Source organism: Microbulbifer sp. 2205BS26-8 (assembly GCF_030731025.1).
Taxonomy (GTDB): domain Bacteria; phylum Pseudomonadota; class Gammaproteobacteria; order Pseudomonadales; family Cellvibrionaceae; genus Microbulbifer; species Microbulbifer spongiae.
The window spans coordinates 23,437-42,738 of sequence record NZ_JAVAMR010000031.1 but is presented as its reverse complement, the minus strand read 5'-3'; the positions used below and the strand labels follow the sequence as shown (position 1 = coordinate 42,738).

15 protein-coding genes are annotated in these 19,302 nt (G+C 52.7%); 7 read left to right on the top strand and 8 right to left on the bottom strand.

The window, feature by feature from the left end:
- The first annotated feature begins 186 nt into the window (after window positions 1-186).
- Window positions 187-336 (top strand): hypothetical protein, encoded by a 150-nt coding sequence (locus Q5Y71_RS17580; RefSeq protein ID WP_371877030.1) that lies wholly within the window; start codon window positions 187-189, stop codon window positions 334-336.
- 134 nt (window positions 337-470) lie between these two features.
- On the opposite strand, the gene Q5Y71_RS11485 is transcribed toward Q5Y71_RS17580, so the two are convergent.
- Window positions 471-1,529 carry a DNA-binding protein gene (locus tag Q5Y71_RS11485; protein ID WP_306042288.1) on the bottom strand — a complete coding sequence of 353 codons (1,059 nt, stop codon included), beginning with the start codon at window positions 1,527-1,529 and terminating at the stop codon, window positions 471-473.
- Window positions 1,530-1,720: 191 nt separating this feature from the next.
- Between Q5Y71_RS11485 and Q5Y71_RS11480 the strand changes: the two genes are divergently transcribed.
- Window positions 1,721-2,728, top strand: a complete 1,008-nt coding sequence (locus Q5Y71_RS11480; RefSeq protein WP_306042287.1) for a site-specific integrase — start codon at window positions 1,721-1,723, stop codon at window positions 2,726-2,728.
- A 654-nt stretch (window positions 2,729-3,382) separates the two neighbouring features.
- A complete protein-coding gene (locus tag Q5Y71_RS11475; RefSeq protein ID WP_299946862.1) occupies window positions 3,383-4,129 on the top strand; it encodes a flavodoxin family protein in 747 nt (248 codons plus the stop codon).
- 128 nt (window positions 4,130-4,257) lie between these two features.
- Here Q5Y71_RS11475 and Q5Y71_RS11470 read toward each other — a convergent pair whose 3' ends face one another.
- Entirely contained in the window at window positions 4,258-5,142 is an 885-nt protein-coding gene (locus Q5Y71_RS11470; protein WP_306042286.1) for a LysR family transcriptional regulator, read from the bottom strand.
- Between the two features lie 152 nt (window positions 5,143-5,294).
- Here Q5Y71_RS11470 and Q5Y71_RS11465 point away from each other — a divergent pair, with 152 nt between their 5' ends.
- The gene (locus Q5Y71_RS11465) at window positions 5,295-5,888 is read left to right on the top strand and encodes an FMN-dependent NADH-azoreductase (protein ID WP_306042285.1); all 594 of its coding nucleotides are present in this window, start codon (window positions 5,295-5,297) and stop codon (window positions 5,886-5,888) included.
- 99 nt (window positions 5,889-5,987) lie between these two features.
- Here the strand turns inward: Q5Y71_RS11465 and Q5Y71_RS11460 are convergent, their stop codons facing one another.
- Together Q5Y71_RS11460 and Q5Y71_RS11455 are read right to left on the bottom strand one after the other, a co-directional pair.
- On the bottom strand, window positions 5,988-9,167 hold the full coding sequence (locus Q5Y71_RS11460) for an efflux RND transporter permease subunit (protein WP_306042284.1): 3,180 nt from the start codon (window positions 9,165-9,167) through the stop codon (window positions 5,988-5,990).
- An 11-nt stretch (window positions 9,168-9,178) separates the two neighbouring features.
- On the bottom strand, window positions 9,179-10,348 hold the full coding sequence (locus tag Q5Y71_RS11455) for an efflux RND transporter periplasmic adaptor subunit (protein ID WP_306042283.1): 1,170 nt from the start codon (window positions 10,346-10,348) through the stop codon (window positions 9,179-9,181).
- Window positions 10,349-10,622: 274 nt separating this feature from the next.
- On the opposite strand from Q5Y71_RS11455, the gene Q5Y71_RS11450 reads away from it, so the two are divergent.
- Together Q5Y71_RS11450 and Q5Y71_RS11445 are read left to right on the top strand one after the other, a co-directional pair.
- On the top strand, window positions 10,623-11,276 hold the full coding sequence (locus tag Q5Y71_RS11450) for a TetR family transcriptional regulator (protein ID WP_306042282.1): 654 nt from the start codon (window positions 10,623-10,625) through the stop codon (window positions 11,274-11,276).
- 191 nt (window positions 11,277-11,467) lie between these two features.
- The gene (locus Q5Y71_RS11445) at window positions 11,468-12,403 is read left to right on the top strand and encodes a hypothetical protein (protein ID WP_306042281.1); all 936 of its coding nucleotides are present in this window, start codon (window positions 11,468-11,470) and stop codon (window positions 12,401-12,403) included.
- A gap of 88 nt (window positions 12,404-12,491) precedes the next feature.
- Here the strand turns inward: Q5Y71_RS11445 and Q5Y71_RS11440 are convergent, their stop codons facing one another.
- Window positions 12,492-12,947, bottom strand: coding sequence for a DUF1289 domain-containing protein (locus tag Q5Y71_RS11440; RefSeq protein ID WP_306042280.1), 456 nt, complete (start codon window positions 12,945-12,947; stop codon window positions 12,492-12,494).
- 304 nt (window positions 12,948-13,251) lie between these two features.
- On the opposite strand from Q5Y71_RS11440, the gene acnB reads away from it, so the two are divergent.
- Window positions 13,252-15,867: a bifunctional aconitate hydratase 2/2-methylisocitrate dehydratase gene (gene acnB / locus Q5Y71_RS11435; RefSeq protein WP_306042289.1), complete on the top strand. Its 2,616-nt coding sequence runs from the start codon at window positions 13,252-13,254 to the stop codon at window positions 15,865-15,867.
- A 231-nt stretch (window positions 15,868-16,098) separates the two neighbouring features.
- Here acnB and Q5Y71_RS11430 read toward each other — a convergent pair whose 3' ends face one another.
- The 3 genes from Q5Y71_RS11430 to sthA form a co-directional block, all read right to left on the bottom strand.
- Window positions 16,099-16,986, bottom strand: coding sequence for a zinc metalloprotease (locus Q5Y71_RS11430; RefSeq protein ID WP_306042279.1), 888 nt, complete (start codon window positions 16,984-16,986; stop codon window positions 16,099-16,101).
- Window positions 16,987-17,435: 449 nt separating this feature from the next.
- Window positions 17,436-17,900, bottom strand: a complete 465-nt coding sequence (locus tag Q5Y71_RS11425) for a thioesterase family protein (RefSeq protein WP_306042278.1) — start codon at window positions 17,898-17,900, stop codon at window positions 17,436-17,438.
- Complete coding sequence (gene sthA, locus Q5Y71_RS11420) at window positions 17,897-19,294, bottom strand: Si-specific NAD(P)(+) transhydrogenase (RefSeq protein ID WP_306042277.1); 1,398 nt, start codon at window positions 19,292-19,294, stop codon at window positions 17,897-17,899. The genes Q5Y71_RS11425 and sthA overlap by 4 nt, the downstream gene beginning before the upstream one ends.
- Between the last annotated feature and the right edge of the window lie 8 nt (window positions 19,295-19,302).

Genomic DNA, 19,302 nt, shown 5'->3' with positions numbered 1-19,302 from the left:
ACTAACATTTAAACTAGACCACCTCGGTGGGGCTGATCAAAAACTCCTCAAATCCTCCACCAAGTAGACTTGATAATTCTGTTTTTCATCGATCTATTCCCTGGAAAAATTCTATCGACGCCTCCCTAAACGCATTCATATTCTCATGGTATCTATTGTAAAAAACGTTTTTCTTGAAAAACTTCCATAACCGTTCAATCAAATTTAATTCTGGAGAGCAACGAGATACACACTTCTCCGGGGTTGAGCCCGATATCTATGTTTCCCAAGATGCTTGAAGGAAACGGTGACGATTTCTCGAGATTTCTGGAAACAGTAATTTTCTCCAGGGAGTGATTTACTCTCACCCCGACGCCCCAGATACTACAGCTTATCTCTAAATGGAGACTACCCAATTCTTTCATAACAACGCTAAATCTGCCCCTCTATTTCTGTGGAAAATAGTCTCCGCGAATCTTGGGAATTCAAAACTAATCCGACTCCAATGAACTTTCCAACTGGTTAAACTGTCCTTGAATTATCGCCTTCTCTTGCAGGAGTATGCGATTTTCATCTAGTAATTGCTCCAGTCGATCCTGTGCCGCCGCCAATTCAGTTTCCAGTCTTTCCAGTGATTGCCGCTGCAACTGGGATTCTTTGGAAAAAGCCGAGTTATTGCCTTGCAAGCGGACAACCTGGGCTTGTAAATTGGCGACTTCCGCCATTTTACTTTCTAACTGCCTGCCCTGCTCTGCATTTTGCTGCTGTAGGGCCTCCCTTTTTGCCTGGACTACACTAATTTGCTCGTGCATCTCCTGTTTTTCTTGACTCAGCTCCGTGACAAGTACCTGCCCCTGGTTGTAGAACAGGTTCAGCTCACTAAACTTGTGCTCTGCCAGCGACAGTTGCTCGGTGAGTGCAGCCACCCGTTCTTTTAATTGTTCACTGGCTGCGTGGAATTGATCGCGCTCATACTGGCGATCATTGGCGATGTTTTCCTGAAAGTGCTCGAAATGTTCACGGATATCACGATTCTCAAGCTTCATTTCTTTGATGGCATTCTTTTGTTCTTCAATACGGATGGCAGCCTCTTGGAGCTGATACTCGCATTTTTCCAATGCCGCCTGACTCTCTTCCACAGCCTGCCTGAGGCTGTGTCTATCTGCTTCAGCTAATGAGAGCTTCTGCTCCAGTTCGCGCACTCTGGCGGACTGTTTTGACTCGACCTCACGGGCCTGAGCCAGTTGAGATAACTGTGCATTCTGCTGTTTCTGGTGCTCCTGCTGGTTTTGCTCGATTCTCTGGTCGGCATCCCCCTGAATGTGCTGATGCAGCTTTTTCAACGCTTCTACCAGATCCCTGGGTAACCCGCTGACGTCTGTATTGCTGGCGGTTTCGCTGCGCCAACGCTTAAGGAGAGGCGCAATGGTACTTTTGCTGCCGGTGCCCAGTTGGGTACGCACCCTGTCAACGGTGGGCTCCTCATCGCGGGCTTTTATGGCGTTGGCTGCCTGCACGATATCCAGATAGGTAACCCCTATTCGTGCCATAGTGCTCTCCTTTATTTTCATAACATATTACATAATACGTAATATTACATTATTATGTGATTAAATCTAACTTTTGAATGTATTTAATTAACCTTCGATAAGGTTTATTATCGAAGGCTAAGCTTCAGCAAAAACGCACAAGTGCTGTATCTTCGGTACAAAAGGACAGATTTCACGGGCATCAAGACTCTATGGACAAAGAACAACCCCCTGCCAGGCTTCAAGATACGCTTGTCACCGGAAGTACCATTGGCGCACAAGAAAAACTCCCTCGGGAAAAAAAAGTCCAGGATTACCTGCGCGCCTCCACCTCAGATAACACCCGAAAGGCCTATCGGTCCGCCATTCGCCAGTTTGAAAAGTGGGGAGGCAGGCTTCCTACCAACAACCAGGTACTGGTGCGCTATCTGCTTAACCGCGCTGAGATGTTAAATTCCCGCACCCTCGACCTGCATCTCACTGCCATTGCCCAATGGCACCAGTACCAGGGTATGTCCAATCCGGTGACCGACCCGCTGGTACAAAAAACCATGCAGGGCATAAGGCGTACCCATGGTAAGCCGAAGCAAAAAGCCAAGGCACTCAGTATGCAGCATCTGGCCGCGATGGCCGGCCACTTGCGAAGCCAAGTGGCATCCAAGAAGAAAGCTCGGGACCTCGCTTTACTCCTGACCGGTTTCTTCGGTGCCTTTCGGCGCAGTGAACTGGTGGCAATACAGGTGTCCGACTTGATATGGGAAGAGGAAGGATTAATCATACGCTTACCCAAATCCAAAACAGACCAGAGTGGTGAGGGGATTTTGCGTGCCCTCCCCTATGGCGATGCACAGGTTTGCCCTGCTTTAGCACTTAAACGCTGGTTAAAAATTGCTGCCATCACAGAGGGGCCCGTTTTCCGTGCGGTCAATCGCTGGGATACTGTTCAGCCGCAACAGCTAAACCCCACTGCCATTAATGACTTGCTGAAAAAGCTTGGCCTTGCCTGTGGCTTTGACTTTGTCGATCAGATCAGCAGCCACAGCTTTCGACGCGGCCTTTCGACCGCCGCGGCGCGCGAAAAAGTGAGTTTTGAATTGATTAAGAAACAGGGTGGCTGGAAAAGCGACGCTGTTGTATGGGGATATATTGAAGAGGGACAACAGTTTTCCGACAACGCCTCCTCAATATTAATGAAAAAGATGGCAGAACTTCTTCGATAGGCTGCTGTGAAAACACGTTCATAGCGTATTTCTCAATGTCGGTGACGATAAGCTGTTATCGCTACCAGGCATTTACCAGACGGATCTGCGGCGCACTTCTTGATTGTTTGAAGTATCGACAAGCTGAATATTGTTGATTACAAATCTGGCTGGAAAATCGACATTCTCGACTGTGCATTGACAGGTCAGCCGGACGTTACCAAAATGATTCAACCCTGTTACGGAAACACTGTAATCACGGCTGCAACCGCCTCTCTGCACAGGAACGCCTACTTGTGTCTTTTCCTCGGCAAAAGTAGTCCTGCGCAGTTTGAGTTGCTACTTGTGATCCAGCGGGTGCGTATAGCCAGCATCATCTTCGATGCCCCAGCGGACAAATAGATCCCGGAACGGTTCATTGAGCAAACCCGACACGACTTTCGTCAATACAACAAAAAGCACAGCTAGCATTTATTTTTGATAACCCTGGCTCGATCCGCATGGGCTTTTGGGCAGTATCAAACACCGAATAATGACAAATGGTCGTTTGCAGCCTGTGAAACTCAGTTGGAACAGGCAGGTCATCAGCGTTGGCAGAACAAACCTGTGACAGAAAGCAACGCCAATGCACCTCTTTCCCGAAACACAGCAGCACTAATAGTATGGAGGCTACATATGACACTCAACAAAAAACAGCTGGCCGAGTGCGAATCCAGCTCTTGGGATTTTTCCGATCTCAACGCTCTGTTCCTGAATTGCACATTAAAGCCAACTCCGGAACTTTCCCATACCGATGGCTTGATCAATATCTCCCGCGAGATCATGCAGAGAAATGGAGTTCATACACAGGTACTGCGACCGGTGGATCATGACATCGCTTCTGGAGTTTACCCCGATATGACCGAGCACGGCTGGAGAAATGACGAATGGCCGCAGATTTACCAGCAGGTAGAAAAAGCTGACATACTGGTCATCGGCTCGCCTATCTGGCTCGGTGAAAAATCATCCATCTGCACTCAAACCATCGAGCGACTCTATGCCAACTCTTCCGACCTGAACGATCAGGGCCAATATGCCTATTACGGTCGTGTTGGCGGCTGCCTGATTACTGGAAACGAAGATGGCGCCAAGCACTGCGCCATGAACATTCTCTATTCTCTGCAACATTTGGGCTATGTAATCCCACCACAAGCAGATGCCGCTTGGGTAGGAGAAGCAGGCCCTGGCCCCTCCTACCTGGACCCTGGCTCAGGAGGTCCGCAAAATGATTTCACCAACCGCAATACCACCTTTATGACCTGGAACCTGATGCATCTGGCCAGGATGATCAAAGATGCAGGCGGCATACCAGCCCATGGTAACCAGCGCTCCCGTTGGGATGCCGGTTGCAAGCCGGACTTCCCCAACCCCGACTACCGTTAGGGTTGTCTTTCAGCAATCTGCCAGTCCCCATGGCTAATAAAGCTATTTGATACTGGGCACCTGAATAGCGCCGTGGGTTTTCCGCAAGATTGCAAGGCACTATTGCTGGTTAATAAAGGACCCTATTCTCAGCTTTCCCCCGACAAGTCCCGCAGGCGCTGGCGGATAATATCGGCCAGCCTTTGCGCCCCCGGACCGGTGGTATCGCCATCAGCAAAAATCAGATACATGGGCGCGATTTTTTTATTGCCCCCGCGTAGGGGTAATGGCTTAAGGCTGCCCTCAGCCAGTTCTGTGAGGATTTTTTCTTCCGGTAACCAAGCGAAGCCATAACCCCGACAGGCTGCACCGAGCGAAGTGGTTATATTGCTGACTGTCCAGCGCTGAGCTACGTCGACAGTGGCTGTGCGACTGGTGCGCATAGGACCGGTATCGCGCACAACCAGGTGGCAGTGGTGACGCAGATCCCGTAGAGTCAGCTCCCGCCCCAGCTGGTGCAGCGGATGATCCGGGTGTGCCACCGGAATAATGTGTATAGCGTTGGGCAACAGTTCACCACTAAACCCCATAGGGATATGCGGACTGATAGCAAAATCTACCTGCTTACGCTGCAGAGCATCCGGTGCACCGCTGATAACGGTTTCATAAATTTCAATACGGGTTTGCGGGCTCTCTTTTCCGAATTGGTCCAGGCACTCCAGCAATAACCAGGTGGGGAAAAGAACCTCCACGGCAATGGCTATCTCTGTCTCCCAACCGGCAGAGGCTTTGTGGGCTGCGCCTTCCAGGCTCGCTGCATCCTCCAACAGCTGCTTGGCCCGGCGAAAGAGCATGTCGCCGGCAGAAGTGAGCACAGCTTTGCGGCCATGCAGGGTAAATGCGTTGACTCCGAGTACTGTCTCCAGCTTGTGTACCGCATAGCTCACCGAAGACTGGCTCTTATACAACCGCTCCGCCGCCTGGGCATAGCCCCCCTCTTCCACCACTGCCACCAGGCAACGCCACTGCTCCAAGGTTATCCTGGGCGCTGACAGGGAATTTTGTAGACACTCTTCATTCATAGATCGAATAAATTGATAGGTTTACCCACAATTTTCGTATTTTTAATCGGATCATCCAATGTTTCAATACCGCCATCGCAAAAATACTCTCTCAGGAGGCAATGATGGCAAAGCTACTCACTATCCAATCCAGTATCTTTCAGGTAGAGGGTCAATCCTCCCTGTTGGCCGCAAAATACGTGCAGAACTGGAAAACGAAGAATCCCCGTGGAGAAGTGATCAGCCGCGACTTGGTGGCAGAACCGATACCGCATCTGACCTTGGCGCACTATCAAGCATTCAATACACCACAGGAACAGCGCAGCCTAGAGCAGCAGGCAATGGTCCATTATTCGGATATTTTGATTAAAGAAATTTCTGCCGCTGAGACCGTGGTAATGGGAGTACCTATGTACAACTTCACTATTCCATCCACATTGCACACTTATTTCGATCATATTGCCCGCGCCGGTGTTACCTTTCGCTATACCGCTAATGGCCCCCAGGGGATGCTCGTGAACAAAAAAGTTATCGTCTTTGCGGCTCGCGGCGGCTTCTACGGTGATGATCATGCGCAAAGCGCATTTTTGCGTCAGTTTCTGGGGTTTGTGGGCATGACCGATGTGGAGTTTATTTACATTGAAGGGCTGGCTGTTGCCGGGGAGGCGAAAAAAAAGAACCTGGCAGCGGCAAACAGGCGTATTACCGAACTCTCCTGATCCCTCGGTGAAAAAAATTGCCTACGGCAGATTGCGATTGAGGCCGACTGTGTCGGCCCATACCTTTTATTTCTATTCAAGACAATGCAAAAAGGGGTTTTATACGGCCTCTACAGTGTCCGCTTGTTTATCGGTAAGCTTTCCCTGATCAGCGGGAAGTTCCGCGTTGATCGAGGCATTACTCCGGCCAAATAACCGCTGCACTACCACAAAAAAGAGCGGAATAAAGAAGATACCGAGCAGGGTTCCCACCACCATACCCCCCAACACGCCGGTGCCAATGGCCCGCTGGGCACCGGAACCGGCCCCTGTAGCAACAGCCAGTGGCAATACACCCAGACCGAAAGCGAGTGAAGTCATGAGGATTGGGCGCAACCGGTCGTGCACCGCACGCATGGTAGCTGCCACCAGTTCCATGCCGCTGTCCAGGTTGTGCTTGGCGAACTCCACGATCAAGATGGCATTTTTGCTGGTCAGGCCAACAGTTGTGAGCATGGCGACCTGGAAGTAGACATCCCGTTCCATCCCCCGCAGGCTGTTGGCAAGTACTGCACCGAGAATGCCCAGTGGCGCAATCAGCAGTACCGCTGTGGGCACGGTCCAGCTCTCATACAGTGCCGCCAGACACAAAAACACAATCAACAGTGACAAAATGTAAAGCAGCGGCGCCTGTGCACCGGCAGCGCGCTCCTGATAGGAGAGCCCACTCCACTCCATCCCGATGCCCACCGGCAGTGTCGACACCAGCTTTTCCACTTCCGCCATGGCCTCACCAGAGCTGATGCCAGGCGCCGCCTGGCCATTGATCTCCATCGCGGGCAGGCCATTATAACGCTCAAGGCGCGGCGAACCGTATTCCCAGGAAAAACTGGCGAAAGAGGACAGTGGTACCATATCGCCCTGGGCATTGCGTACAGACCAGAGTTGGAAATCCTCCGGCACCATGCGGTAAGGGGCATCCGCCTGCATGTATACCCGTTTGACCCGGCCGCGATCAATGAAGTCATCGATATAGGAGCCGCCCCAGGCAGTACTGAGTGCACTGTTGATCTCTGCAATAGACAACCCCAATGCCGCAGCCTTGGAGTTATCAATTTGCACACGGAATTGTGGTGTGTCCTCCTGTCCGTTGGGCCTTACGTTGGAGAGCAGTGGGCTCTGTGCAGCCATATCCAGGAACTGATTTCGCGCTGCGGTCAGCGCCTGATGTCCCAGATTGCCATTGTCCATCAGGTAAAAAGTAAAGCCCCCGGAAGAACCCAACTCAGGTATTGGTGGTGGCGAAAAGGCAAAGGCAAGCGCATCCTTTATTTGCATCAATGCACCCATGGCCCGCATCGCTACAGCACTGGAGCTTGCCTGTGCCTCCTCCCGCTCAGACCAGTCCTTGAGATTGACAAAAGCAATACCGGTATTCTGACCGCTGCCGGCAAAACTGAATCCCTGCACCGAAAATACGGACTCCACCGTATTCTGCTCGTTGTTGAGAAACTGGTCTTCCACTTTGCGGATAGATTCCATGGTGCGCTCCTGGGTGGCGCCCACCGGCGCCTGCACCATGGAAAAGAGCACCCCCTGGTCTTCGTCCGGCAAAAAAGCGCTGGGCAGGCGCAAAAACTGGATCACCATCACCGCGGAGAGCGCGAAAAAGAGCAACATAAAGCGACCACTGCGGGCAAGAACCGCCCTCACCCCATTCTGATAGCGCCGGCTGTTGCGTTCAAAGTTGCGGTTGAACCAGCCGAAAAACCCCCGTTGTCCGTGGTTTTCACCCTTGGCCAGTGGCTTTAACAGGGTCGCGCAAAGCGCCGGCGTCAGGATAATGGCCACCAGCACAGAGAGCGCCATGGCGGCAACAATGGTTGCAGAGAACTGCCGGTAAATGACCCCGGTTGCACCATTCATAAATGCCATGGGTACAAATACTGCCGAAAGCACCACACCGATACCTACCAGCGCCGGGGTTATCTGGCGCATGGATTTTTTCGTAGCTTCCCTGGGCGGCAGTCCTTCCTCGTGCATCACCCGCTCGACGTTCTCCACCACTACAATGGCATCATCCACCAATAGGCCAATGGCCAGTACCATGGCAAACATGGTCAGCATATTGATCGAGAAGCCCAGGGCTGCAAGCACAGCGAAAGTCCCCAGCAATACAACCGGCACCGCGATTGTGGGAATCAGGGTTGCGCGGAAGTTCTGCAGAAACAGGTACATCACCAGAAAGACCAGGATAATCGCCTCGACCAGGGTGGCAATAACCCCCTTGATGGAAACCTCGACAAATGGTGTGGTATCAAAAGGTATTACCGATTTCAAACCCCGCGGAAAGAAGGGCTCCAGTTCCTTGAGTTTCGCCTTGACGCCCTCAGCCGTCTCTAGCGCATTGGCACCGGTGGCCAAATTGATGGCGATACCGGTAGCAGGCTGTCGGTTGTAGCGAGAGATAAATTCGTAATTTTCCGCCCCCAGCTCCACCCGTGCTATATCACCCAGACGCAACAGAGAACCGTCCCCATTGGCCCGCACCACAATCGCACGAAACTGCTCCGGGGTTTGCAGGCGCCCCTGGGAGGTAATCGAAGCGTTCAATTGCTGCCCCGGGATTGCCGGTGCTGCACCGAGGCTGCCTACCGCAACCTGGGCATTCTGTGCCCGTATCGCAGCAGCAACCTCCGTTGAAGACAGGCCGTAAGTGGCCAGCTTGTTGGGATCCAGCCAAATGCGCATGGCGTATTTGGACCCGAAGACCTGTACATTACCAACACCAGGTACTCGGCTGACAGGATCTACAATAGCGGAATTGATATAATCGGCGATGTCATTGCGATTCATACTGCCGTCTTCAGACACAAAACCAGCCACCATCAGGAAGCCGCTCCGGGATTTGCTGACGTTCACCCCCTGGAGCTGTACTTCTTGCGGCAGCAGCGGCATCGCCAGCTGCACCTTGTTTTGTACCTGCACCTGGGCGGTATCCGGATCTGTGCCATTCTGGAAGGTCAAAGAGAGGGCAGCGCTCCCATTCGACTGGCTGGTTGCAGACATATAGAGCAGGCCATCGAGACCTTTCATGTTCTGCTCCAAAATCTGGGTGACCGAGTCCTCAACCACCCGTGCGGAAGCTCCTGGGTAGTTCGCCTCAATATTGACTGCAGGGGGTGCAATATTCGGATAGCGCTCTACGGCCAATTGGCTGATAGAAAGTGCGCCTGCCAGCATGGTGATAATAGCCAGCACCCAGGCAAAAACAGGCCGGTAGATAAAGAAATTCGCCATCTTTCCTGTCCTCAGAAGTCCTGCGGGGCCTGGGCATCCCCTGGCACTGCCGATGGCTGTATCTCTGAACGCTCGCTGGCCTGCACCGGTGCCCCCGGACGAATTTTCTGCAGGCCGGCAACAATCACGCGGTCCCCCGGAAGCAGCCCCCTTTCTACCAGCCAGCGATTGCCGACAGTACGGCTTACACTGACCGAGCGCTGCGCCACAATATTCTCTTCAGTAACCACCATTGCCGAAGTTTTCCCATCAGGGTCCCGCGCTATGCCCTCTTGGGGTACCAGAATGGCTTTCTCAAGCACCCCGCTACCCACAATCACACGCACATACATCCCCGGAAGCAACATGTTGTCAGGATTCGGTACTACCACGCGCAGAAGGACACTGCCAGTAGACGGGTCGACGCTGGCCTCGGCAAACTCCAGCTTGCCTTTGAACTCAAACTCGCTGCCATCCTCCAGAAAAATTCTGACTGGCAGGTGGGTAGCATCCCCAAGGGTGCCCGCTTCGAAAGCCCGGCGCAGGTTCACAAGCTCGGCGGCAGACTGGGTGACATCTACATATATGGGGTCCAGTTGTTGAACCGTGGCCAGCGCAGCGGTTTGATTGGCCGTAACCAGCGCCCCCTGGGTCACAGCGGACTTGCCGATGCGCCCGGTAATTGGCGAGGTGATTCGCGCATAGGCCAATTTAATCTCCGCCCTATGCAACCCCGCCCTGGCCGCAGCCACATCAGCAAGGGCCGCCTGCAGGTCTGCTTCGGCAGAGTCGTTCTCCTGTTTGCTCACCGCGCCATCATTTACCAGCTCTTCACTGCGGTCGGCTTTTAAACGGGCAATGTTCATCACCGCATTGTTACGCTGCAGTATTGCCCTGGCATTGGCCACATCTGCCCGATAAACAGCATCGTCCAGTTGGTAAAGGGGTTGATTGGCCTCTACCCGGCCGCCTTCTTGGAACAACTGCTGAGTTACGATGCCATTCACTTGGGGGCGCACTTCCGCCACCTTAAAAGGCGAAGTGCGCCCCGGCAGCTCCCTTGTCAGCGTGACCGGCTCAGACTTAAGTGTGACAATCGTTACCTGAGGTGTCATTCTTGGTGGCACAGCGGCCTCTTCACCACAAGCCGTGAACAGAGAAGACACAGCCAAAAGACAGATGAGAGCTTTGTTGTTGAGCATGATTACCTCGGTGAGCGCTGACTGCCCGGGCTGCGCTGTCAGGAGCAGGAAGTGAAAGCGGCGGGAAAATCCGATTTCAGCAAGCTGACATTTTATGTGTGCACACGAGATCCTATCAAGTATTCATCACTCTGCAAGTTCCCCCTAGCAGGCAATTTCGCCCTGTGTTTTCAAGAGGTTACATAAAAACCACACCCGGCCTCCCTGCGACGAAATGTCGTAATTCCACGGCCAGGTGAGGTTAATATGATTACAAGAGAAGCAAGCTGTCCCGATGACCAAACAGAGCAACGAACTAGCCTTGAAGATCCGAGAGCGCATTCTGGACGCTGCACTCAGTGTTTTCCATAAATCAGGGGTCTCCGCTGCCTCCCTTTCAGCAGTGGCTGAGTTAGCTGGCGTTACACCGAGTGCCCTGTGCAATCATTTCCGTGACAATGTCGAACTCCTCAATGCCCTGACCGAACGAGTGCGTGTGCCCGGCGAGCAATTGTGCGAAACTGCTGGAGATCAGGTCAAAGAAGATCCACTCGGGGTGCTGCGAACCCGCTGGTTATGGTTATTCCACGAAATTGCCTGCAATGAGCAGTGGCAGTGGGTATTGGAGATTCTCTTTCATCGTGCTGAAGTGGTTGATGAGGGCAATGAGCCCCTTCGACGTTTGAAGCAGGGCCATACTGAGGCCTTTAAGAACATGGGGCAACTGGTGCATATGGCTGTCACCACTGGACAGTTACCAGTGGATCTGGATGTAAGTCTCGCTGCAGAGATGTTACATGGCGGTCTCTTTGGTGTACTAGAAGAATGGTTGTTGTCATCGCGCGAGGAGGATCTTGGCGAGCGCTATATCGATTCCCTGTTGGATATGATCCGTTTTTCCCCCGCTATGCGCCAAAACAGGCCAAAACAGGTCTGCTCCCTACACTGATTAACCCTTTTGTTTAAACGACAACCAAGCCGTTTTTATCACAACTCACAGTGTGAATATCACGGTTGGATTATGTGAACTTAGCGGAATCTAATTGATTAATTTTAAAAACTGTTACTTTTATTATTTATATTGGTAACGATTTAATAAGTACATTAATATAAAACTCCACCACACCAGGAACAGCAACAATGAAACACCATCGGGAATTGGCACAGGCAATCCCGCCACTGCTGGACAAATTGCACTCCAGCTCCACCAGGCTGCGCGAGTCCCTGGAACAGTTGCAAGCCGCAGGCAAACCCTGGCAGCACTACCTGCTGCAACCCGGGTTTGCCCAGGATGCCTCTCTGGCTCTCGGTAAAAGCTTTGAGCAGCCCTTTTCGTTGACAGGCGCCTTGTACGCGCAACTGGATTACTTAGAGCCCATGGGCTCTGGTAGTGACGCTCGTGTCACTTTGCAAATCCCAGGATTGCTTGCAGTACCGAGTAAAACCCTTTCCCTCGCACAGCAGTTCAATGCGCAAAAAAAAGCATTTTACAACGCTATTTCAAGCTTCAGAGCAGCCCTGGAAGAACGCCCGGTGGCAGAGCGCGACCGCAGTGTACGGGAAGTGCTGACACAATCCGGCCACCCCCGCGCCCATCTGCGCCAATGCTATCGGCTGATACTCCTCTGCCCCAATCGCCCAGATGCCATCGCCCTGTCCTGGATAAAGGCGCGTAAATCAATCCGAAAAGTGACCGTGGGCTGGTGCGAGAAAAAACTGGTGCAACTGGATCCAGCGGGCTCCGATCCGGGCATACAATACCAGCGGCAGCTGCTTGCTGGCTTGCATAAGAGCCAGCAAGAGGATCTTCGCCAGGTGCAGGTTCAGAGCCGCCCCAACCTGCAGGTGGCGGAAATTTTCTATGGGCAAGAAAAAGAACAGGAAGATGCCTATCGGCAGGTCGGGTATTCATCCATGCCGGTTTTAATCCAGGCCAATAGTGCTGGACAACTACCCAACTTTACCCGTATTGATCATCAACCCAGCCCGAGCCGCCGTCGCCAGCGGCGGGATCTGGGGTTGGCCTCTGAAGCTTTCCTGCCTGCACTCAGGGTGTTCCTGAGAGAACAGCGATAAAAAAGCGCAATTCCTGTGCAAGTTTGTCACCGCTTTTCGGCAACACTGTCAAAAGAGACTTGGTGCTAAGAGAAATATCCGGACATAGTCAGCCCTCCACTATCCCCGGGGATACATAGCGCTGGTAGTAGGAAACCGACAAGGCATAAAAATCCTCATCAATACGCTGGCGAATTTCCTCAAGGGATAAGCCCCGGGCCTGGTTTGTAGGGCTTACCCCATACTCCCGTGGATTGGCAATCTGGCTTGCTCCTGCACGCAATAGTTCAAACACCCAACAGTAAGGATTTTGGCGATCGTCAAAACGAATCTGCTGATGTTTCAACTGAGCCAGCAACAGCGGCTGATCTACAATTTCCAACTGGCTGCGTACCGCACTGGCCAAGTAGCCTTCGCGCCGCTGTGCAATGATACGGCGCTGCTCCTCGGTATAGGCGTTCCAATCGATGACTTCATGGGCAAAACGTTTGCACCCGCGGCATACCTCGTCACCAATACCAGTTGAACAGACCCCAATACAGGGGGTGCGAATTTTTCTGTACATCGAATACCCAGTTTGATCCACTCCAGCCACATCGGCCCGAGTGAAAGTTGCAGGTAGACTATTGCGTTTCGGTCATCAAGAAAAGGGGGGAAACTCCGGCCAGTGGACCACCAACATTCACCGTGCCTATAGCCAGAATTTGCCTAAATTATTGATTTTTCGATAAACTTAACAGTAGTAAGACTTTCCTGTAGTATTCGCCACCCCGCCTTCAGCGGCCTCGAAAAAATCCCGAGAACCCGTGCATAGACCGGGAATGCCACCCGCTGTTGGTGCCACTCCATATATGAAGAGGGACGTATCCGTGCTCGAAGCCTACCTCAAACACGTCGCAGAACGCGCCGAACAGGGTATCCCACCAAAGCCACTGGACGCCGAGCAGGTAGCCGGCCTGGTTGAGTTGCTCAAAGCCCCGCCTGAGGGCAAAGAACAGGAACTGGTTGAATTGCTCACCCACCGCGTACCGCCGGGTGTTGACGAGGCCGCTTATGTCAAGGCCGGTTTCCTCTCTGCCATTATCAAAGGCGAAGCAGACTCCTCTCTGATCGATCGCAAACAGGCGGTAGAGCTGCTTGGTCAAATGTTGGGTGGCTACAATATCGCCACCCTGGTTGAATTGCTGGACGACAAGGATTTGGGCGGGCTGGCTGCCGAGCAGTTGAAAGGTACGCTGCTGATGTTCGATGCTTTCCACGATGTGGAAGAAAAAGCCAAGGCCGGCAATGAAAATGCCAGGGCGGTCCTGCAATCCTGGGCCGACGCCGAGTGGTTTGCCAAGCGCAACAAGGTGCCAGAAAGCATCAAGGTGGCAGTATTCAAGGTAACCGGGGAGACCAACACCGATGATTTGTCCCCGGCGCCCGATGCCTGGTCGCGCCCGGATATCCCCCTGCATGCACTCGCCATGTACAAAATGCAGCGCGATGGCCTGAAGCCGCAAGAACCCGGAGCCGTAGGCCCTTTGCAACAAATCGAGGCGGTGAAAGCCAAAGGCCTTCCTGTTGCCTTTGTCGGCGATGTCGTCGGCACCGGCTCCTCGCGTAAATCTGCCACCAACTCCGTGTTATGGTACTTTGGCGAAGAGATACCCGGCGTGCCCAATAAAAAAGGGGGGGGGATCTGTATCGGCAGTAAAGTTGCCCCCATCTTCTACAACACCATGGAAGATGCCGGAGCGTTGGTATTCGAAGCACCGGTTGATGCCCTGGGCATGGGCGATGTAATTGAAATCCGTCCTTATGAGGGAAAAATTCTCTCCGAAGATGGCCAAGTACTGTCCGAATTCCAATTAAAATCCGAGGTTCTGCTCGACGAGGTTCAGGCCGGTGGCCGTATCAATCTGATTATCGGTCGCGGCCTCACCGGTAAAGCACGGGAATCTCTGGGCCTGCCCCCCTCTGACCTGTTCCGAAAGCCCAAACAGCCGGTCGATACAGGCAAGGGCTTCACACTGGCACAGAAGATGGTCGGCAAAGCCTGTGGTATGGCGGGGGTTCGCCCGGGTACCTATTGCGAACCCAGAATGACTACCGTGGGCTCTCAGGACACCACCGGCCCCATGACCCGGGATGAACTGAAAGACTTGGCCTGTCTCGGCTTTTCCGCCGATCTGGTCATGCAATCCTTTTGTCATACCGCAGCCTACCCCAAACCCGTTGACATCGACACACAACACACCCTGCCGGACTTTATTATGAACCGCGGCGGCGTTTCCCTGCGCCCGGCAGACGGCATTATCCACAGCTGGCTGAACCGGATGCTGTTGCCCGACACCGTGGGTACTGGTGGTGATTCCCACACCCGTTTTCCCATGGGGATCTCTTTCCCTGCCGGTTCCGGACTGGTGGCCTTCGCGGCGGCCACCGGTGTCATGCCCCTGGATATGCCCGAATCTGTACTGGTGCGTTTCAAGGGTGAAATGCAACCCGGCATCACCCTGCGCGACCTGGTGCATGCCATTCCCTACTATGCCATCAAGCAAGGCCTGTTGACCGTAGAGAAAAAAGGCAAGAAGAATATCTTCTCTGGCCGCATTCTTGAGATCGAAGGGCTGGAAAATCTGACTGTTGAGCAGGCCTTCGAGCTATCCGATGCCTCTGCCGAGCGCTCTGCAGCCGGGTGTACCATCAAGCTGTCTGAAGACACCATCGCCGAATATCTGCGTTCCAACATCACCCTGTTGCGCTGGATGATTGCCGAGGGTTATGGCTCCAAACGCACCCTGGAGCGCCGCGCTCGCGCTATGGAAGCGTGGCTTGCCGCCCCGAGCCTGATGCAAGCGGATGCCAATGCCGAATATCTTGAGGTGATCGAAATTGATCTGGCAGAAATCCATGAACCCATCGTCTGTGCGCCGAACGACCCGGATGACGCCCGATTGTTATCCGAGGTGGCTGGCGATAAGGTGGATGAGGTATTTATTGGCTCCTGTATGACCAATATCGGCCACTTCCGCGCTGCGGGTAAACTCCTGGAACAGCACAAGGGTGGCATTGCTACCCGCATGTGGATTGCACCGCCTACCAAAATGGATGAACACCAGCTGATGGAAGAAGGCTACTACAACATTTATGGCGCTTCCGGTGCCCGCACCGAAATGCCCGGATGCTCCCTGTGTATGGGTAACCAGGCCCGCGTAGCACCAAACAGCACGGTACTGTCCACCTCCACCCGCAATTTTCCCAACCGCCTGGGCGACGGTGCCAATGTCTACCTCACTTCTGCAGAACTTGCCTCAGTGGGTGCCATTCTCGGCAGACTGCCCACTCTGGAGGAGTATCAGGCGTATGCGAAAAACATCAACTCTATGGCCGGCGAGATCTATCGCTACATGAACTTTGACCAGATTGAGGAATTCCAGAAGTCTGCTGAAGAAGGCAAGCGTATCGCCGCCATTGAAATCCAGGAGGTTGCCATTTAGGAAACCCTCCTGTCTCACCCGAAAGCGCCTTCACTTGTATGGGATTTTCTATTTTGCAAGTGACTGCACTGCCTTAGAGCACCTGGTGCGCTTTCGTCTCCACTCAAATATGGCAACACTCATGCACCTTGGTGCGATTGAGATTCTGCACGCCCCCGGCTTCTTTAAAGCCGGGGGCGTGAAATAGCTCCCTGCCTCCTGAAAAAAACGGTTGCCCTTCGGGAACAGGCTCTAAAGACCCCGGTAAAAGCTACTCTGCTGGTCAGCACGGGTTGATTGGCCCGAGGTAAATTGGAACATACAGGCATTATCGGTGTAATTCATGTAGTTGTGGATCGGGTCCACGCCTGGAAATCCAGGTCCCTGGCAGGAGTCCCGTCCCACCGGACATCCGCGGGACGGAGAGCTTTCCGCCGGCGTATCTGCGACAAAGTCTCCCGGGCTGCTGCAGCCACCCTGAAAGGTATGGTACAACCCCACCCAATGTCCGACTTCATGAACCAGGATATCCCCCTCGTTGTAGGGTGAGGCACTGCCACCCGGCAGGGACTCCGTCAAAATAACCACGCCATCATTAATGGGATTTGAGGCATAACTGCTGGGAAAGGTTGCCCATCCCAACAAACCACCACCGATATTCGCCGTGTAAATATTTAAATCTGCGGCGCCTCCTACGCGTAGCGCCGACTTCATCTGGAATTCGGCACTGGTACTGGGTGCGACTTGGTACCAACTATTATTTGCTGTGGTTGTCACCGATGCCAGGTTGAAACTGAAAGGTGTTGCAGAAAATGCGGCATTCAATACGCTCATTTGGTTGTTGATTTCAAGGAGAGACAGGGAACCATTTCCGAAGGTGTCTGTGATTACATGAAAATGCACGTTCACCCCTACCAGACCAGCCTGGCGATGAACATAATTGCGCAACGCACCGTTCATCATTCTAAAATAACTCTCCTGCAATACTGCCTCTTGTTCCGTTGGGTGCTCCGTACCACAGCGAAGCGCTTTTTGACTCTCTTCAATCTCTTCGAGGGCAAGCAGGTTATGGGAAAGCAGGACAGAAGGGAAAAATAACAGACTCAAAAACCAGGATTTTATTCGCAACCTATTATTCATTAAGGATTTCATTAGAAGTTTCCTCTATTATTATTGTTACGTCATATCATATTCATATACTTCCAAAAATTTATTGCTCGATCCCTTTCTATTGAAATTTAGTTATAACAACACCAGTAGCAATACACCGCCAATAGAGTGCACCAGGGTGGTCACAAGATATCTTATTCAGGGGCAACTGGAACTGTTTTGGAATCCCGTGACTTGGCCCACAAAAAATAACCCCTGAGTGATTTTAACGGCCAATAAATTAAGCTTATTGTTATTAGCCCTTCACGGTTCGGATCAATAGCTATTGGCTGCCAGCTCAGTTTATTGGATGTCCTTCTCTCTTTTATCGCAACCAGTTATCTCTTCCGGGGAACCCTGAAGATAGCTGATAACCTGTTGTTGCCAGGCATTCCTGTATTTTATATGGGCGCCTGCCTGTACCTTTCCTCCCAGTTCCGCTAGTAGAGATAAGTGGCAGTCCCGGTGGCGATCAACATATCCATATCATTGCGCAGCTCCATACGGGTAACCACCAGTTTTTTACCTGTGCGGAGAATGGCGCCTTCACAGAGAAAATGCTGGCCCCTGCCCGGTTTCAGGTAATCCACCCGCATATCCACAGTGCCGAGTTTCGAAAGGCGATCCACCTTTTCCTCCCAGGACAAATCTCCCAAACGCTGATAGGCGGCCACCATAGCGGTGAGGCCGCCAACGGTATCCAGAGCCGTGGCGATAACACCGCCGTGTAAAATGTTTTTCCAGATATTACCGATGAGTTGTGGGTGCAATGCAAAACCTGCAGAAAGTGTGAGGGCTTCCAGGTCCAGGGACTGCATTTCAAGTCCAATTTGCTGGTTAAAAGGAATTTGCTCAAAAAACCCCTTGACCAGCTCCCGAAATTCACTCGGTGAGGGTTCTGTCATAATCGTGCAACCCGGTTAAGTCCATCCAGAGCGGCACTGCGGTATGCCTCCGCCATCGTGGGATAGTTGAACGTGGTATTGACGAAGTAATCGATCGTATTATTTTCTGCAGGCTGCTTCATAACCGCCTGACCGATATGCACAATTTCTGCAGCTTCGGCACCGAAACAGTGAATCCCGAGGATTTCGCGGGTTTTGATGTGGAACAGGATCTTGAGCATACCCACACGCTCACCGGAAATCTGTGCGCGCGCAGTGTGCTTGAAAAGTGCACGGCCCACCTCGTAGGGCACCTTGGCGGCGGTCAACTCGGATTCTGTTTTACCCACGGAAGAGATTTCCGGTAGGGTATAGATACCGGTGGGTGCGTCTTCGACAACACGGTGGCCGCGCCCGGCAATGGCTGCCGCCACAGCACGGCCTTGATCATAGGAGGCACTGGCAAGACTGGGCCAGCCAATCACATCTCCTACCGCGTAAATATTTTCCACCTCAGTACAGTAATAATCATCTACGCTCAGCTGACCGCGGTGATTGGCTTCCAAACCAACATTATCCAGACCCAAACTGCTGGTATTACCGGTACGACCGTTACACCAGAGCAGTGCATCGGCGTGGATACGCTTGCCGGACTGCATCTCCATAATCACCCCCTGCGCATTGGGCAGTACCCGCGCATATTCTTCCCGGTGACGGACAGTCACTCCCATATCGCGCAGATGATAGCTCAGGGCATCAGAGATTTCGTCATCAAGGAATTCCAGCAGGCTGCTACGGGTATTGATCAAGTCAACCTTGACTCCCAGGCCGGCAAAAATAGAGGCATATTCGCAACCGATCACCCCTGCTCCATAGATCATAATAGAGTGTGGGGTGTGCTGCATATCCAAAATGGTATCACTGTCGTATACACGCTCGTGCCCGAAATCCACATCCGCCGGATGATACGGGCGCGAGCCAGTGGCGATGATGAATTTTTTTGCAGTGACACTTTCCGTAGCACCATCTGGCAACTGCACATCCAAGCTGTTGGCATTGTGGAAACTGGCCTCCCCCACAATCAGCTCAACCCGGTTGCGCGCATATAAAGAGGTATGCATTTCCACTTGATAGGAAATGACTTTGTTGACCGTTTGCATCACCTGGGGAAAAGTAAGCCGGCGCGGTTCACCCAGTGCGCGAAATACACTTTGTGTGTTGTAGCGCATGAGCTGTTTTACTGAGTGGCGCAGCGCCTTGGAAGGGATAGTACCCTTGTGGGTACAGTTGCCGCCAACCACCTGGCGTTTTTCGATCACCGCCACACGCATTCCTTGCTTGGCAGCGCTCATTGCAGCGGCTTCTCCAGCAGGGCCGGAACCAATAACAACCAGATCAAATTTTTGCTCTGCCATTTAACCCC

Excerpts from the sequence above, each read along its gene's own strand:
- Q5Y71_RS11485 (WP_306042288.1), bottom strand. The coding sequence starts at position 1,529 with ATGGCACGAATAGGGGTTACCTATCTGGATATCGTGCAGGCAGCCAAC.
- Q5Y71_RS11480 (WP_306042287.1), top strand. The coding sequence starts at position 1,721 with ATGGACAAAGAACAACCCCCTGCCAGGCTTCAAGATACGCTTGTCACC.
- Q5Y71_RS11475 (WP_299946862.1), top strand. The coding sequence starts at position 3,383 with ATGACACTCAACAAAAAACAGCTGGCCGAGTGCGAATCCAGCTCTTGG.
- Q5Y71_RS11465 (WP_306042285.1), top strand. The coding sequence starts at position 5,295 with ATGGCAAAGCTACTCACTATCCAATCCAGTATCTTTCAGGTAGAGGGT.
- Q5Y71_RS11460 (WP_306042284.1), bottom strand. The coding sequence starts at position 9,167 with ATGGCGAATTTCTTTATCTACCGGCCTGTTTTTGCCTGGGTGCTGGCT.
- Q5Y71_RS11455 (WP_306042283.1), bottom strand. The coding sequence starts at position 10,348 with ATGCTCAACAACAAAGCTCTCATCTGTCTTTTGGCTGTGTCTTCTCTG.
- Q5Y71_RS11450 (WP_306042282.1), top strand. The coding sequence starts at position 10,623 with ATGACCAAACAGAGCAACGAACTAGCCTTGAAGATCCGAGAGCGCATT.
- Q5Y71_RS11445 (WP_306042281.1), top strand. The coding sequence starts at position 11,468 with ATGAAACACCATCGGGAATTGGCACAGGCAATCCCGCCACTGCTGGAC.
- Q5Y71_RS11440 (WP_306042280.1), bottom strand. The coding sequence starts at position 12,947 with ATGTACAGAAAAATTCGCACCCCCTGTATTGGGGTCTGTTCAACTGGT.
- Q5Y71_RS11430 (WP_306042279.1), bottom strand. The coding sequence starts at position 16,986 with ATGAATAATAGGTTGCGAATAAAATCCTGGTTTTTGAGTCTGTTATTT.
- Q5Y71_RS11425 (WP_306042278.1), bottom strand. The coding sequence starts at position 17,900 with ATGACAGAACCCTCACCGAGTGAATTTCGGGAGCTGGTCAAGGGGTTT.
- sthA (WP_306042277.1), bottom strand. The coding sequence starts at position 19,294 with ATGGCAGAGCAAAAATTTGATCTGGTTGTTATTGGTTCCGGCCCTGCT.